Genomic DNA, 15,687 nt, shown 5'->3' with positions numbered 1-15,687 from the left:
TTTACGGGCCGCAGGAAATAGTCATATGCAAATGTCAGATCACTACGCGCCTGCTAGGGCGCTGCCAGTAGGAAAGCCTTATAGGCGCATATGAAAAACCACCGGCTATGCCGGTGGATACTTTTTTATCTAAAGATTATAAAAATCAATAAGTTACGATTCCGTAGCGTTCCATAAAGTGTCGTAAAAGCGCTTGTCTAGAGTAATACCTAAAGTAATATCCAGTATTCCTACTTGATGCTGGCATGATCCTGATTTAATGAGAAATCAAGCATCTTCAATGATCACGGGTATACCTATTTCCTCGTAAGGACTCACTCCCTTTCCACTTTATCCTATCGAAACACGATCATATTATTAAAGTAAATATTCTATATCATTCTCATTTCTTCTATTAGCGTACTCTGTTGATCACAAAAATCACCTTTATTTAGAAATAGGTTATTAATAGCGACCTTGATCACTCATTATGATGGTATAACAGGTATAGTGTTATAGTCCGATAAATAAACTATCAATCAAGGTATTTACATGAGTTTTTCCGGTTTCTATGCAGCGACACTCACTCCATTTAATAAAGATGAGAGTATTAACTTCGATGATTTGCAAAGCTTAATAAAATTCAATTGTGCATCTGGTCTACATGGCCTATATGTCGGTGGATCGACAGCGGAAGCATTTCTATGTAATACAACTGAAAGAATTGAATTACTAACTGCAACATCAGAAGCGACATCACCAAATATAAAACTAATTGCTCATGTTGGTGATATTTCAACGAAAAAAAGCGAGATCTTGGCGAGAGCAGCAGCCAATTTACCTTATAGCGCAATATCTGCCGTAACACCTTTTTATTATCCAGTTGGGTTTGAACAGCTAAAACAGCATTACTCAGACATCATTCAAGCCGCTGGAAAACCTATGATCGTATACAACTTTCCAGCATTTGCAGGAATGAGCCTAAATCGCGATCAGATAACAGAACTATTGAACCTAGATGGTGTTGTAGCGTTGAAACAAACGTCTGCAGACTTATATCAAATGGAACAACTCACTCGGACAAATCCAGATAAAACCGTATTCAACGGATTTGATGAGATCCTTGCATCTGGACTCGTTGCTGGCGCTCAAGGTGGTATTGGTTCAACTTATAACGTTCAATCAAAACGTATTCTTGATATCGGTTCCGCTATAGAAATGGGCAATATCACAGAAGCAAAGCAATTACAAAGACAAGCCAATCAAGTCATCGACGGATTAGTTACCGCTGGTGTTATTCCTGGTCTTAAATATATTCTAAAATTGAAGGGGGTGCTTACATCTGACTATTGTCGTCGTCCAATTAATCAAGTAACAACAGAAAACCAAGCTAAGTTATCAAAATTGATTGAGGAGGGTTTGTGTTAATTGGACTTGATATTGGTGGAACTAAAATAGAAGGCGTTATCGTTTCTTCTGATGAATTGGAAGTAGTACATCGTATACGCATACCTACACCAAAAACAAATTATGCGGATTTTGTTAACTCAGTAAAATGTGTCATCGATAATTTGTTAGAAAGAGAAACTATAAAATCAATAGGTATTGGATGTTGTGGTTCCATCAACAGAACAACAGGCAAGATGCAAGGTGCTAATATTCTTTATCTCAATGACCAAGATTTTCTTGGGGATTTAAAAGCTCATTATCCATTACCATTAGCATTAACTAACGATGCAAATTGTTTGGCCATATCAGAGTTTAAATCCGGAGCAGCTAAAGATGCAGAGAGTTCTTGTTTAGCCGTTATCATAGGAACTGGTTGTGGCGGTGGTGTAATAGCCAACGGTGACATTGTCGATGGGCTTCATGGTCTAGGTGGTGAGATTGGGCACAATCCCTTACCACACTATTCCCCTGAAATAGATGGCCCTGCAGTTAACTGTTATTGTGGGTCGAATAATTGTATTGAATCTTTTGTTTCTGGTACAGGCTTCGAGCGCACTTGGGCGACTAATTATCCTAAACAATCAGCTCAATTAATATTCGAAGCCTACAATAATAATAACCAAAATGCGATTGATCATATTCATAATTACGCTGATCGTTTAGCAAGAGTACTAGGCACAATAATAAATACCATTGATCCAGAAATAATTGTATTAGGTGGTGGAGTTTCTAATCAAACAATTATTTATCCATTAATTCAAGAAAGAATTAATAAATACACCTTTAGTAAGAATGTTGCGACGCCTGTGGTACGAGCTCTACACGGTGATTCAAGCGGCGTACTTGGAGCCGCATTTTTACCACAAATGAAAGGGCTCATTTAATTACCTACACTACAACCAATTAATTATTTAAATAATTCACTGGACTTAGCAATGCTAAGTCCATGGATAATATTACCCAAAAATGACATAGATATAAGTCATATTAACCTCTTGTTAAGTGAGTAACGCCTTAACAATATGAACCAATACGATAAAAGGACAATTGGAAAATGACAATAAAAACAACCCTCAAACTGGGCGTAATTGCCACCACTTTGTTAACGGCGAACGTATATGCACAAACAGAGCTAAAAGTTGCCTTTAACGCGGTGTACAACAGTCCAATTTACCATGGTATGGAAAAAGCCTCAGATAAATTAAAAGAAATATCTAACGGCGAACTCACAATGAGACTTTACGAAGGGGGGCAACTTGGTAGTGTTCACGAGATGCTTGAGCAAGTGTCATTAGGTGAAATCGACATGTCGATGCAAGTATTTGGCGGCTACGCTCAATACATTCCTCAATTGGGCGCTCTAGAAACACCTTATATTGTTAAAGACTACGATCACTTGCAAAAAATCTTCAATAGTGAATGGGGATTAAAGATGCGAGCTGAATTGGAAAAAAAATTTGATCTTAAACCTATTGATAGCTGGTATTTTGGTGTTCGCCAAACAACATCTAACCGTCCAATCAACTCAATTGACGACATGAAAGGCATGAAGTTGCGCACACCAAATGCGAAAGCGCTACTTGATTATGCTAAATCAACAGGTGCTATCCCTTCACCTATCGCTTTCGCAGAGGTTTACTTAGCACTACAAACCAATGCGGTTGATGGCCAAGAAAACCCAATCCCTACCATTGAAGCAATGAAGTTTTACGAAGTACAAAAATACTTAGCAATGACGAGCCACGTCGTTCAAGACCAAGCTATTTCGATTAATACTGGCAAGTGGAATAAGCTTTCAGAGCAAGAGCAAAAATGGTTGATGGAAGCATTAGAAGTCGGTGGAGTAGAAGCCAAACATCGCATTGACGATAAAATTGACCAAATAGTCGATGTATTTAAAGAATCCGGCGTCACGGTTACTTATCCTGATCTTGAGCCATTTAGAGCAGCTATGAAACCTTATTACGCTGCCTTAGATAAAGAATATGGAGAAGGCTTCACTCAAACATTAATTGACGCGAAGTAACGGTCATTATGGTGGAGTAACGGTACTCCACCATATTCCTTAGGAACTAAATATGTACAAATTAATTAAAAAAATGGAGTGGATGGAAAAACATTTTTCTATTTTTCTATTTCTCACAATGTTGTTAGTGCTAACGGTTCAAATTGTGAGCCGTTACTTTTTAAGTGTTGCCATTCCATGGACAGAAGAACTATCGCGCTGGTTATATATTTACATTGTATTTGTAGGGGCAAGTGAGGCTGTTTCTAGACGAGATCACATCGCTGTAGATATTGTCCCAAATAGGTTGAGCAACAACGCAAACTTAATTTTAGATTTTTTAATACACAGTATTTTTTCCGTCACTTCTGTTTTTATTACTTATTGGGGCTACCTTTTTGCAGAAAGGATGGATCGATTAGGTTCAGTTACAATGGATATTCAAATGTCAGTGTTATACGCCGCCATTCCATTGGGTTTTATACTTGTGTTTATTAAATCGACATTAAATGCCGGAATATCTTTTTCTAAACTTATACAGCCAGAGACTCGTAACTCTACTGTCACTTCCCATATTTGTAAGTAAGGTTTTTTATTATGTTTAGTATTTTTGGTGGATGGGGAGCACTATTAATGGTGGGGATGCCTGTAGCATTTACACTGTATGTAGTCTCTATTATTTATTTATTTATAAATGGTGGGATTGTACTCGCACCACAAAAAATCATATCTGGTCTCAATTCATTTCCATTACTCGCAGTACCATTTTTTATATTTAGTGGTTTGCTAATGAATTCAGCGGGTATTACGGACAAAATGTTTAAGTTTGCTCGCGATCTTACTGGGCATTTTACTGGCTCTTTAGGGCATGTGAATGTCATGGCTAGCCTCCTGTTTTCTGGCATGTCTGGCTCTGCGCACGCTGATGCAGGTGGATTGGGTCAATTAGAAATAAAAGCCATGCGCGATGAGGGATACGATGATGGTTTTGCTGGAGCCATTACTGCGGCGTCGAGCGTTATAGGTCCTCTCATGCCACCAAGCATACCTATTGTTATTTATGGCGTAATGTCTGGCGCTTCAGTCGGAGCACTCTTTCTCGCTGGCGTAGTACCTGCGCTGCTCTGTGCAGGCGCGTTAATGGTTATGGTTTACTTTATCGCCAAGAAAAAAGGCTATCCTGTTTACCCAAGAGCCTCATTTAAAACAATTTGTTATTCTTTTAAAGATGCGATTTTGGCCTTATTAACACCAGTATTAATCATTGGTGGCATTTTTTCAGGCATTGTTACTCCAACAGAAGCTGCTGTTGTCGCTTCTCTTTATGCTATGTTTTTAGGCTTCGTCGTCTACAGAGTGCTCACTTTTAAACGTTTCATTGAATTAATTCACGAAACTATCAATACTTCTGCTGTAATCGGTTTTTTAATTGGTGGTGTTGGCCTATTTGGATACGTAATTATAAAAGAAGATATCCCTCTAAAAGCCGCTGAATTATTTTTGCAAATAACAGACTCTCCCCTCATATTTTTGGTTCTAGTGTCTGTCATGCTTTTTATTCTTGGCGCATTTATTGAGACATTAGCATTATTACTTATACTCATCCCTATTCTTCTACCGATAACAACACAGTTAGGTATAGACCCTGTGCATTTTGGTATAGTTGTTGTGATGAATATGATGTTAGGAATACTAACACCACCAATGGGAGTATCACTGTTTGTTGTCGCTAAAGTAGGTAACATTCCATATGAAACATTAGCGAAATCAGTACTTATATTTCTGGTGCCCTTGATTGTGGTCCTTGCGCTAATTATTCTATTTCCACAACTTGTTATGTTTTTACCTAACTATTTCTTTAATTAAACTAACTAAGGAAGCAGCGATAAACCGCAGCTGAACCCCATGATTATATCAACAATAGATAGTTTATCAGTTAACAACCCTTTAACTGCAATTATTCAACAAGTTTCAAAAATTGAGTTATCAGATCTACCTGATGGTATAAGCGAAATTGATGGTCAAGATATTTTTGTTAATCGAATACGCAGCGAAGCAAAAGCCGTTGAAGACTCTATGCTCGAATTGCATGAAGAATACATTGATGTTCATTTAATACTATCAGGATCAGAGACGATCGGATTTACGCTTGAACAAGCGAGCCAAAATTACATGCAGCAACATAAGTTTGAGAATGACTGCGAATTTTCTCCGTATGTTGAGAATGAACAATTCATTACTTTGAATAAAAATCAATATTGTGTTTTTTATCCTAAAGAATGGCATCGGCCGATGGTAAAGAATCATGAGCATTCAAACACTGTTAATAAAGTCGTGATAAAAATAAGAGAATCCATATTATGATATCTGGAAATTGGGCGACACTTTTGTTGCCCATTAGAAAAGATGAAACGATAGATTTTGACATGCTGGCAAAAGAAATTGATTACTGCATTGATGCTAAGGTTGATGGTATTTATTCAAATGGCACTGCGGGTGAATTTTACACTCAAAGTGAAGTTGAATTTCAAAAAATAAGTCAACTGCTCGCTAACAAATGTCACCAAGCAGGAATATCATTTCAAATCGGGGCCAGTCACTGCCACCCACAAGCAGCTTTAGAGCGCATTCGTTATGCCGCAACTTTGAACCCAAGAGCAATACAAGTCATTCTTCCAGACTGGTTTCCATGTACTTTAGATGTGGCTTTAACTTTTCTTAATAAGGCAGCGAGCATAGCAAATGGTGTAGAACTCGTGTTGTACAACCCACCTCATGCGAAGGTAAATTTAACAGCGAATGATCTCGTTGAGTTATATAGACAAATTCCAACACTAGTTGGCTTTAAGTTACCAAACATCACTCCTGAAGTTGAGAGGTCGGGACTTGCTAAGCACGCATCCATATTTGTTGCCGGTCACTTTCTCGCCACAGAAGCTTACAAAGGTGCGAAAGGATCATATTCAAACGTTTGCTGCCTAAACCCCAGAGCAGCACAAGCTTGGACAAATGATTGCCTAGCTTTAAAACCACAAGCGCTAGAGCTAGAAATAAGGATTCAACAATATATAACGCAGGAAATGACACCATACATTACAAATCTTGGATACAGCAATGCGGCAGTAGACAAATTCATGGCCGCAGTGGGAGGGTGGACTGACATCGAGCCAACAATGAGATTTCCCTATCCTTCAATTCCAAGTGAGGACATCTTAAAACAGCGTATAATTAAAAACCAATTACTTCCTGAATTTAATTGTAAATAATAGGCGAATTCGTAAACCACTTATAGATATAATACGCAATTTGTTCAAAACAATACCAAATATAGGAGGCTCTTATGGTGATAGCACCTTTCCCGTTGAGACCGATGAAAAAAACCAAATTATCAGATAGTGTCGCGGAAGAACTGGAAAAACTGATTATGAACAAAACGTTAAAAGAAGGTGATACTTTACCTTCCGAACGAGATTTAATGACGGCATTTGATGTGGGTCGACCTTCGGTGAGAGAAGCTTTAATGAAACTCTCCCAAAAAGGCTTGGTGGAAATAAAAAGTGGCGAAAAAACACGTGTAACCAAACCTTGTACACAAACTCTGATCAACAATGTATCTGGTTTAGCAATAGGCCTTCTTGCTCAAAAAGAAGGAAAACGTCAATTTGAACAACTAAGACAAGTCTTTGAGATAGCAATTGTAAGAGAAGCGGCTATTGTTAGAACAGAAACAGACTTAAAAATACTCTACAATACCTTACAACAGAATAAATTAAATTGTGATGACTATGATGCATTTGTTAATTCTGATATTGCTTTTCATCGATGCATTATCGATATCATAAAAAATCCTATGATTTCATCACTTTATGAGTCATTAATATCATGGTTAATCAAAACTCGAAATCCTTCTGATTATACGCCTTATCATATCCAGAATTATCATGAACACGTAAAAATCTATGAAGCTATAGCAGAAGGCGACCCAAATAAAGCAGATCAATGTATGCGAGAGCATTTAGATGCAGTGATGAGAATCGAACAATAGCATTTGTGCTATTAACAGATAGTTATTTCGTAAGCGTTCACCAGCAGCGTGTTGACTAAGTGTTTAGGTAAAAACTCATTTGTTTAAGAGCGAGCACATTTGGGTATGCCTGCTGACGAACAACAGCGTTGACTATGCGTGAAAGCGTATCAAGCGACGATATCTTTCGCTTTTTACACGTTTCGATTAGTGAGTGTAGATGGTCTCGGAGCTTATCGCCTGCATCCGAGGTAGTGCCGTAGCTGATTTTTCTTTGAATGACAAAGCCACGAAGTCGACGTTCAGCTTCATTGTTGGTTAATGGTATTTTGGGGTTAGTTAAGAACAACCACAAGCTTGGGCTATACTCATCCAGTTTTTTGCAGCGACCTTGATAGCGTTGAATTGGTATTTGCTTGATCCCTTTATTGAGTCAGTAATTAAAACGCTGTCTTATTCGACTTAATCTGTTTAGGCACAGGTTATCCTTTATCGTTTCGGACTCCCAAAGATGTCACGTTCGAAAGACTAATTTTGCTGAGCATAACAAGTCGTTGCCCTATTTTAGCTGAGTGAATGGAGCAAGAGAATAGGATCTTTTCGTACACTAAATCGTCGCTCGATACTAACCAGCACCACCGTAAACGCTCTTCACTATTTCGGGTCGTGACTCCAATCGGTTGATTCAAAGATAAAATTCTCGTTCAATGAATGTTCCGATCACCTTATCGTGCATCTTCTCCGATTTGGAAAAACCGATTGTTCTACGTACTAAACGTTTTAATTTGGAACTCAGGGTTAGATTGGTTCGCTCAATCCGTTAAGTGAACCTTTTGCCCACAACATGCTTTTCCCTTGGTAATTCTTTTGTGTCAACGCTGAAGTCATCGGTAAAAAAGAAGCTGATACCAAACGGCTTGAGCAAAGCGAGCAACGAGCGCAGAGCATCCGTATTACGGCTACCAAATGCGTGAGCAATGATGCGCTTATAGCGAGGCTCCCAAGCATACCAAAGCCAGCGGTGATTTTTCTTTTTACCTACGAATGACCATTGCTCATCAACTTTACAGATTAGAGAGATGTTTGCTTTATCGAAGGTATAGAGGTCACTTGCCTTGGCGAGAGTTTTTTAAAGTGCGTAACACGGTGTTGTAGCCAACTTTTAAGACATGGCTTGTTTCTCTAACACCCGAGCTATTCATTGCCATATCAATAATTTGTTCTTTGACATTAGGCTTATATGCCTCGTAAGCGTAATCAAGCTGAAAGGAACGCTTATATTCTATGCAACGAAATCGCTGAAAGCCCGTTACCCCTTGCCGTGTTTACGTACATGTTCAGTTTGGTTACAAAATCGACATTGAACTTGAATGGTAGCCATGATTTCTTGTTTGAGGATGAAAGGTTACCTTTTTAACACAAGTTCTCCATGTTGGAGTCACGACCAAAATATCAGTGGTGCTTTTTTTGTTCAATAATAATTATATTTATTACAGGCTGTCTCATTTTTAAATAAAAAAAGGCTACCTTTCGGTAGCCCATCGATATTTTTGTAGGGTAGTTTTAAGCTTGTTGTTTTTGAAGTTCAGTTTCAATTTTTTCTTTAACAAGAGAATCTACGATGACAGCACAAGCAGCATCACCCGTTATATTTAGGGCTGTGCGTATCATATCGAAGATACGGTCAAGTGCGAACAATAATGGTAAGCCTTCAATTGGAATACCTGCCGCTAATAGAACTGCAACCACAAGGAATGAAGGACCGGGTACACCAGCTTGGCCTACTGCACCTAACGTAGCGGTAACAATAATTGCAATATAGGCACCCATTGAAAGATCAATATTAAATAGTTGAGCAAAGAAAATGGCAACTAGACCGTAGTAAATTGCATTACCACTCATATTAATCGTTGCACCTAATGGCAAAACAAAAGAGGCTGTTGAATTACGAACGCCAAGTTCATGTTCTACCGTATCCATGGTTACTGGTAGCGTAGCCATAGAAGAGGCTGTGGATAAGGCAACGGCTTGTGGTTTTTTCATCGCAAGAATGAATTTTTTCGCCGATGTTTTGGTGAATATTTGAATCATCAATGGGTAAACGATGAATCCAAAAATCAAAATTGCAGCAACGTAAACAACAAATAGTTTAAATACCACCATCAACGCACCAAAGCCAAAAGTACCTACGGCTTCTGCCATCAGGCCAAAGACACCAATCGGTGCAATGATCATTACTTTGTTGATCATCCAAACCATCGCATCAACAATAACGTTTACGCCATTGATGATTGGATCACGTTTTTCTTTGCTTTGCTTGGAAATGGCAACACCGAAAAATAGACAGAAGACAAGAATCTGTAGAATGTTTGCATTGTTCAGTGATTGGAAAACATTGGTTGGAATCATACCTGTGATGGTCGCCCAAAAAGTAGGTAATTCACCTTTTGATGCGTATTCGGCAGAAAACATCCCCTCTACACCGGACACATCGATACCAATACCTGGTTGGAACACTTCACCCATCAGTAGTGCTAGAGCAACTGCTAGTGCTGAAGTTACAGCAAAGTAGCCTAAAGTTACCGCCCCAACTTTTCCTGCTGATTGGCTATCACCAAGGCCTGCAGCACCAGAAATTAATGCAACAGCAACCAATGGAATGACTAGCATTTTAATTAGGTTGATAAAAATCACGCCGAGTGGGGCAAACATTGCCGCCTCGTGCCCCATCATGGCACCAACGGCTGTACCAACGATCATAGCAATGACGACTTGAACACCAATGTTGCTTAGTAAACTCTTTTCTTTTAACACTTCCATAACCTCTGTGCTAATTAATTGTAAAATCCCAGTATTACCCACTATATAAATAACAAAGGTAGGATAAATATCTCGTATAGCTTTTTACACGGATATTTCACATTTAGCAACATTGCATGAAAGTGAATTGACAATAATATTGATAATAAGTTGATTTAAAATGGTATTAACGCGCGAGTAAACGATTGCTATTGGTGTGGTAAATGTGAGTTTTTGTTTTGCTGGATTGGTGAATGCTTTATCTGCCGGGTTTACATGTTAATAAAAAGATCGATTTCTACTTTGGAATAAGAAATCGATCTCATAGCGAAGTTGGGATGAATAATTATCGGATAGTCGCCGCTTTCATGCTTGATACAAATTTGCTAAGACCAGTTAACATTTCGTGTGGTTGAGCAATGTTCTGTTCAATAATCTTGACTACAGCAGAGCCTGATATTGCCCCCGCAGCGCCAGCTTCAATGGCTTGCTTAACTTGAGCTGGTTCCGAGATGCCAAAACCCAGTAGAGCAGGTGGTGCGTCAAATTGATTCAATCGGTCAAGTAGTGCATGAACTGGCATGTTCGCTTTGGTTTCAGTGCCAGTTACACCCGATCGAGAAAGCAAGTAGGTATAACCACCGCTAAGCTTCGCAACCGATTCTAGTGTCTCGTCACTGGCTGTTGGCGGTGCAATAAAGATTGGGTGAATCCCATACTTCTCGGCAGCGGCGACAAAATCTCGGCTTTCGTTAGTTGGAACATCAGCGATGAGTACGGAATCAACGCCTGCACTTTGACAACGCTGATAGAAATTATCGATACCTCTTGAGTACACTAGGTTGGCGTACATCAGCAGACCAATTGGCAAGTCTGGGTGCTGCTCACGAATTTTACGGATCAGCTCGAAACAGATATCCGGTGTTGTATTTGCTTCGAGCGCTCGAATGTTTGCCCCTTGTATTGTTGGCCCATCAGCTTGTGGGTCTGAGAATGGCATCCCGAGCTCTAATGCATCGGCACCTGCATCTACTAACGTTTGCATGATTTGCAAAGACAGCTCAGGGTTTGGATCACCAATGGTAACGAATGGAACAAAAGCACCTTGATTTTTATCAGCTAAGCGCTGAAATAGAGTTTGATAGCGATCCATTACAACGCTCCTTTTTCTTCTAGCAATTTATGAACAGTGAATATGTCTTTGTCGCCACGACCGGATAGGTTGACAACCAATAGCTGCTCTTTGTCTGGTTCAGCGTAAGCCATCTTAATTGCGTGAGCGACAGCGTGTGACGATTCTAACGCAGGGATAATACCTTCGTTACGTGCAATGGCTTGGAATGCCTCTAATGCTTCATCATCGGTAATACTGTCGTATTCAGCACGACCAATTGAATGGAGATATGCGTGCTGTGGACCGACCGATGGGAAATCAAGGCCTGCGGATACAGAATAAGATTCTTCAACTTGGCCATTCTCGTCTTGCATTAATGGAGATTTCATTCCAAAGAAAATGCCAGTCTTGCCATGCTTTAATGGTGCGCCATGTTGGTCGGTGTCAATGCCTTTACCCGCAGGTTCAATACCAATCAAACGTACTTCCTTTTCTTCAATAAAGTCAGCAAACATACCGATGGCGTTAGAACCACCACCAACACAGGCAATCACTGCATCTGGTAGTCGACCTTCACGTGCTAAAATTTGCAGCTTAGTTTCTTCGCCGATCATACGTTGAAATTCACGAACAATGGTAGGAAACGGGTGAGGGCCTGCGGCAGTGCCTAATAAATAGTGAGCTGTTTCATAACTGGCAGACCAATCACGTAAAGCTTCATTACATGCATCTTTTAGGGTGGCAGAACCGGAGTGAACAGGGATGACCTCAGCCCCCATGAGTTTCATACGAAACACGTTGGGACTTTGGCGCTCCACGTCTTTTGCTCCCATGTAGACACGACATTTTAAACCGAGTAATGCGCATGCTAGTGCTGTTGCTACACCATGTTGACCTGCACCGGTTTCAGCAATGATCTCTTTCTTGCCCATACGCATAGCTAACAGTGCTTGGCCTAGTACTTGGTTGGTTTTGTGTGCGCCGCCGTGCAGTAAATCTTCACGTTTGAGGTACAGTTTCGTTTTAGTCCCTTTAACCAAGTTGCGAGTCAGGGTTAGTGCAGTTGGGCGGCCTGCGTATTCTTGAAGCAGAGACATAAATTCTGAGCGAAATTGCTCATCTTCTTGTGCATCAATAAAAGCCTGTTCCAATTGATCGAGAGCGGGTACTAAAATCTGTGGCACATATTGACCACCATACTCACCAAAATAAGCATCGAGCTTAGCCATAATTGTATTCCTTATTCTATTTTACCGCTGAGCGATTCAACGGTAATAAATGTGTTATTAATAATTTCTAATCTCGCTGAAAGCTTGGGTCAGCTTGTGCAGGTCTTTTTTTCCAGGCTCACTTTCTACTCCGGAATTTAGGTCTAACCCTAAGCAGCCAAAACTGGCCGCGTGCTGGGCATTGTCTGCAGATATCCCACCCGCTAACATGACATCTCTGATATTGGTCAACAGTTGCCAATTGAAACTGGTTCCAGTTCCGCCAGACTGCATGCCAACTTTGGCATCGAGTAAGTGGCGATCAACGTTATGCTCAATGAAAGTCGGTAAATGATCACTTACGCCATAAGCTTTCCAAATCTCGATGTTGTCTGGTAAGGCTGTTCTTAATGAATCAATATAAGTTTGATCTTCATCGCCATGTAACTGTACCGCATGCAGTGCGAGTGTTGATGCAGTATGTGCGACGTATTCAAATTGATGATTTTGGAAAACACCCACATAATCCAAAGGGGCACTGTTGATGATTGAACTGGCCGTTTCAACATCGATACACCGCTTTGACCGCGGCACAAAAATTAATCCGCCAAATACAGCCCCTGCTTGGTAGGCTTTAGCTGCATCGTCTGGGTGAGTTAAGCCACACACTTTATTTTCACCCAATGTGACTTTACGAACAGCTCGTTCCAAATTGTCTTCAGCCATTAGCGAACTGCCGATTAAAAAGCCATTAGCATATTGGGCGAGGTCGCGCACCTGTTGGTGGGTATAAATCCCCGATTCAGAAATGATGATGGTTTCTTTGGGCAATAAAGGTGCGAGTTGCTTAGTGCGATTGAGATCGGTAGAAAGATCACGCAAGTTACGGTTATTGATACCAATCACTTTCGCTTTTAATGTGACCGCGCGGTGAAGTTCTTCCTCATTGCTTACTTCGGTAAGAATGCCCATCCCAAGAGCATGAGCTACGTTTGCAAGCTCTTGATACTGACTATCATCGAGCACCGAAAGCATCAATAGGATAGCATCAGCGCCATAATGGCGAGCTAAATTGACTTGATACGTATCAACCATGAAATCTTTGCAGATAACAGGTTGGCTTACTTGTGAGCGGACACGCGGTAAAAACTCAAAATCACCTTGGAAGTACTTTTCATCGGTTAGAACAGAAATCGCGTTGGCATACTCGTTATAAACGGAAGCGATGTAATCTAAATCAAAATCTTCACGAATCAATCCCTTAGATGGTGATGCTTTTTTACATTCTAAAATAAATGCGGTTTTTCCTGTATCGAGTGCTTGATAAAAAGAGCGATCTGAAGGAGTCAGTAAGTGTTTAAAGCTTGCCAGTGGTTGTACTGCTTTACGTTGTGCCACCCACTGGTATTTATCATTGACAATTTTTGCCAACACTTCAGCCATCTGAGTATGTTGCGTTGAAATATGTTCAGAGAGTTGCTCAGACATTTGGCTTAACCTCGTTGCGCTAATTGTTGGACAAGCTCATAGGCTTTGCCCGAATTCATCACCTTTATAGCTTGTTCTGTATTGGCCTTAAGGTCTTCTTGACCAAAAAGTCGAAGCAGTAGAGCTACATTGACAGCAACCGCAGCCAATTGAGCTGGAGTGCCTTTTCCTGTCAGTAGGTTGGTAATAATGGTTCTATTTTCCGCAGGCTCACCACCTTTAATTGCTTCAAGTGGGTAGCTGTCGACCCCAAAATCCTCTGGGCGAAGGGTGTATTCGATGATTTCACCTTCACGTATTTCTGCTACTAGCGTTTCGCCATGGATAGCGACTTCATCTAAACCACTGCCGTGCACAACTGCTGCACGTTTTAAACCCATTTGTAACATGGTTTCTGCGATGGGGCGAACCAGTTCTTTGCTATAAACACCCATCAATTCAATATTGGGCCGTGCTGGGTTGATCAGTGGTCCTAATATATTGAAGATGGTGCGCGTTTTCATCGTCTGACGTACTGGCATCGCATAGCGAACGCCACCGTGATATTGCGGTGCGAATAAGAAAGCCACGCCTAAATCATCGATTGCTTTGCGGGTATCTTCCGCGCTCATCGCAAGGTTAATACCGAATGAGTCAAGAAGGTCAGAAGATCCAGATTTACTCGATACACCTCGGTTACCATGTTTCGCGACTTTCACTCCACAACCAGCAGCGACAAAAGCGGCAGTGGTAGAGATATTGAAAGTATTTGAGCCATCACCACCGGTTCCGACGATATCGGCAAAATCGTAATCTGGTCTTGGGAATGGTGAGGCATTTACCAACAGGGCTTTGGCTGCACCAGCTATTTCTTGTGGTGTTTCACCTTTAATTTTTAATGCCGTTAGTACTGCGGCCATTAAGATAGGATCAAGCTCACCACGGATGATGACGTCAAATAGCTGTTGGCTTTCTGCTTGAGATAGTGACTGCTGGGCATACAGTTTATTAATGATCTGTTCCATAAAAAGTCCTTTTCAATCCGGTTAAATTGTCTGTTCTGCTAAAGCCCAATCGATGGCATTGGCGAGCAAAGTTGCGCCATGTGTTGTCATAATAGATTCGGGATGGAATTGAAATCCGCACACTTTGTCTTGTTCTTGTACAACAGACATCACTAGTCCATCAACTTCTGCGGTTACAGTCAGCGAGTTAGGAACATGAGTTGCAACCAATGAGTGATAGCGTGCAATGGCTAGTGGTGATGGAAGCTGTTGATAAATAGCATGGTTTTGATGTGCCATCATCGATACTTTTCCGTGGATGATTTCACCGGCTCCTGCAACGGTACCGCCGTAAGCTTCGACAATCGCTTGGTGGCCAAGGCATATGCCAATCATCGGTACTTTACCTTTTAAACGTTGGATAAGCTCTGGCATGCAACCAGCTTCCGAGGGAGCTCCTGGTCCTGGAGAGAGTAAAACAACCGGATTTTCAAGTTGATTAACCGCATGTTCAATGTTTTGCGCCGCAATATTGTTACGATAAATGGTCACGCTATGGCCTAAAGAGCGAAACTGGTCTACAAGGTTGTAGGTAAATGAGTCAAAATTGTCGATAAAAATAATATTAGCCATTTTGA

General features: G+C 40.6%; 15 protein-coding genes and 2 pseudogenes. 8 read left to right on the top strand and 9 right to left on the bottom strand.

The window, feature by feature from the left end; all coding sequences use genetic code 11:
• Positions 1–531 precede the first annotated feature (531 nt).
• The 8 genes from AACW06_RS10485 to AACW06_RS10450 all read left to right on the top strand — a co-directional run bounded on the left by AACW06_RS10485 (position 532) and on the right by AACW06_RS10450 (position 7,478).
• Positions 532–1,407: an N-acetylneuraminate lyase gene (locus tag AACW06_RS10485; protein ID WP_192075012.1), complete on the top strand. Its 876-nt coding sequence runs from the start codon at positions 532–534 to the stop codon at positions 1,405–1,407.
• Entirely contained in the window at positions 1,401–2,312 is a 912-nt protein-coding gene (locus AACW06_RS10480; protein WP_192075011.1) for an ROK family protein, read from the top strand. Before AACW06_RS10485 ends, AACW06_RS10480 begins: the two co-directional genes overlap by 7 nt.
• A gap of 170 nt (positions 2,313–2,482) precedes the next feature.
• Positions 2,483–3,454, top strand: coding sequence for a sialic acid TRAP transporter substrate-binding protein SiaP (locus AACW06_RS10475; RefSeq protein WP_192075010.1), 972 nt, complete (start codon positions 2,483–2,485; stop codon positions 3,452–3,454).
• Positions 3,455–3,506: 52 nt separating this feature from the next.
• The gene (locus tag AACW06_RS10470) at positions 3,507–4,019 is read left to right on the top strand and encodes a TRAP transporter small permease (protein WP_192075009.1); all 513 of its coding nucleotides are present in this window, start codon (positions 3,507–3,509) and stop codon (positions 4,017–4,019) included.
• Between the two features lie 8 nt (positions 4,020–4,027).
• Complete coding sequence (locus AACW06_RS10465) at positions 4,028–5,299, top strand: TRAP transporter large permease subunit (protein WP_192075015.1); 1,272 nt, start codon at positions 4,028–4,030, stop codon at positions 5,297–5,299.
• 39 nt (positions 5,300–5,338) lie between these two features.
• Entirely contained in the window at positions 5,339–5,797 is a 459-nt protein-coding gene (locus AACW06_RS10460; RefSeq protein WP_192075008.1) for a YhcH/YjgK/YiaL family protein, read from the top strand.
• Positions 5,794–6,699: a dihydrodipicolinate synthase family protein gene (locus AACW06_RS10455; RefSeq protein ID WP_192075007.1), complete on the top strand. Its 906-nt coding sequence runs from the start codon at positions 5,794–5,796 to the stop codon at positions 6,697–6,699. The genes AACW06_RS10460 and AACW06_RS10455 overlap by 4 nt, the downstream gene beginning before the upstream one ends.
• A gap of 74 nt (positions 6,700–6,773) precedes the next feature.
• Positions 6,774–7,478 (top strand): FCD domain-containing protein, encoded by a 705-nt coding sequence (locus tag AACW06_RS10450; RefSeq protein WP_192075006.1) that lies wholly within the window; start codon positions 6,774–6,776, stop codon positions 7,476–7,478.
• Positions 7,479–7,533: 55 nt separating this feature from the next.
• Here AACW06_RS10450 and AACW06_RS10445 read toward each other — a convergent pair.
• From AACW06_RS10445 to AACW06_RS10410, 9 genes and pseudogenes are all read right to left on the bottom strand, one after another.
• Positions 7,534–8,122: pseudogene (locus AACW06_RS10445) on the bottom strand (IS66 family transposase); the annotation flags it as partial.
• A gap of 20 nt (positions 8,123–8,142) precedes the next feature.
• A pseudogene (locus AACW06_RS20990) lies at positions 8,143–8,556 on the bottom strand (IS1 family transposase); the annotation flags it as partial.
• A gap of 7 nt (positions 8,557–8,563) precedes the next feature.
• Positions 8,564–8,659 carry an IS1-like element transposase gene (locus AACW06_RS20985; protein WP_443263263.1) on the bottom strand — a complete coding sequence of 32 codons (96 nt, stop codon included), beginning with the start codon at positions 8,657–8,659 and terminating at the stop codon, positions 8,564–8,566.
• A 361-nt stretch (positions 8,660–9,020) separates the two neighbouring features.
• Positions 9,021–10,277 (bottom strand): dicarboxylate/amino acid:cation symporter, encoded by a 1,257-nt coding sequence (locus tag AACW06_RS10435; protein ID WP_192075005.1) that lies wholly within the window; start codon positions 10,275–10,277, stop codon positions 9,021–9,023.
• A 325-nt stretch (positions 10,278–10,602) separates the two neighbouring features.
• A complete protein-coding gene (gene trpA / locus AACW06_RS10430) occupies positions 10,603–11,409 on the bottom strand; it encodes a tryptophan synthase subunit alpha (protein ID WP_171981236.1) in 807 nt (268 codons plus the stop codon).
• The gene (trpB, locus tag AACW06_RS10425) at positions 11,409–12,599 is read right to left on the bottom strand and encodes a tryptophan synthase subunit beta (protein ID WP_053309316.1); all 1,191 of its coding nucleotides are present in this window, start codon (positions 12,597–12,599) and stop codon (positions 11,409–11,411) included. Before trpB ends, trpA begins: the two co-directional genes overlap by 1 nt.
• 57 nt (positions 12,600–12,656) lie before the next feature.
• Positions 12,657–14,066, bottom strand: a complete 1,410-nt coding sequence (gene trpCF / locus AACW06_RS10420) for a bifunctional indole-3-glycerol-phosphate synthase TrpC/phosphoribosylanthranilate isomerase TrpF (protein ID WP_192075004.1) — start codon at positions 14,064–14,066, stop codon at positions 12,657–12,659.
• A gap of 5 nt (positions 14,067–14,071) precedes the next feature.
• Positions 14,072–15,070 carry an anthranilate phosphoribosyltransferase gene (gene trpD / locus AACW06_RS10415; protein ID WP_192075003.1) on the bottom strand — a complete coding sequence of 333 codons (999 nt, stop codon included), beginning with the start codon at positions 15,068–15,070 and terminating at the stop codon, positions 14,072–14,074.
• A gap of 21 nt (positions 15,071–15,091) precedes the next feature.
• Complete coding sequence (locus AACW06_RS10410; protein ID WP_192075002.1) at positions 15,092–15,682, bottom strand: aminodeoxychorismate/anthranilate synthase component II; 591 nt, start codon at positions 15,680–15,682, stop codon at positions 15,092–15,094.
• Between the last annotated feature and the right edge of the window lie 5 nt (positions 15,683–15,687).

This window comes from Vibrio sp. S12_S33 (genome assembly GCF_963889785.1).
GTDB lineage: Bacteria > Pseudomonadota > Gammaproteobacteria > Enterobacterales > Vibrionaceae > Vibrio > Vibrio aestuarianus.
The sequence above is the reverse complement of the archived record's forward strand: the minus strand, read 5'-3'. Positions and strand labels throughout refer to the sequence as shown.

Excerpts from the sequence above, each read along its gene's own strand:
- AACW06_RS10485 (WP_192075012.1), top strand. The coding sequence starts at position 532 with ATGAGTTTTTCCGGTTTCTATGCAGCGACACTCACTCCATTTAATAAA.
- AACW06_RS10475 (WP_192075010.1), top strand. The coding sequence starts at position 2,483 with ATGACAATAAAAACAACCCTCAAACTGGGCGTAATTGCCACCACTTTG.
- AACW06_RS10470 (WP_192075009.1), top strand. The coding sequence starts at position 3,507 with ATGTACAAATTAATTAAAAAAATGGAGTGGATGGAAAAACATTTTTCT.
- AACW06_RS10460 (WP_192075008.1), top strand. The coding sequence starts at position 5,339 with ATGATTATATCAACAATAGATAGTTTATCAGTTAACAACCCTTTAACT.
- AACW06_RS10455 (WP_192075007.1), top strand. The coding sequence starts at position 5,794 with ATGATATCTGGAAATTGGGCGACACTTTTGTTGCCCATTAGAAAAGAT.
- AACW06_RS10450 (WP_192075006.1), top strand. The coding sequence starts at position 6,774 with ATGGTGATAGCACCTTTCCCGTTGAGACCGATGAAAAAAACCAAATTA.
- AACW06_RS20985 (WP_443263263.1), bottom strand. The coding sequence starts at position 8,659 with ATGAATAGCTCGGGTGTTAGAGAAACAAGCCATGTCTTAAAAGTTGGC.
- AACW06_RS10435 (WP_192075005.1), bottom strand. The coding sequence starts at position 10,277 with ATGGAAGTGTTAAAAGAAAAGAGTTTACTAAGCAACATTGGTGTTCAA.
- trpA (WP_171981236.1), bottom strand. The coding sequence starts at position 11,409 with ATGGATCGCTATCAAACTCTATTTCAGCGCTTAGCTGATAAAAATCAA.
- trpB (WP_053309316.1), bottom strand. The coding sequence starts at position 12,599 with ATGGCTAAGCTCGATGCTTATTTTGGTGAGTATGGTGGTCAATATGTG.
- trpCF (WP_192075004.1), bottom strand. The coding sequence starts at position 14,066 with ATGTCTGAGCAACTCTCTGAACATATTTCAACGCAACATACTCAGATG.
- trpD (WP_192075003.1), bottom strand. The coding sequence starts at position 15,070 with ATGGAACAGATCATTAATAAACTGTATGCCCAGCAGTCACTATCTCAA.
- AACW06_RS10410 (WP_192075002.1), bottom strand. The coding sequence starts at position 15,682 with ATGGCTAATATTATTTTTATCGACAATTTTGACTCATTTACCTACAAC.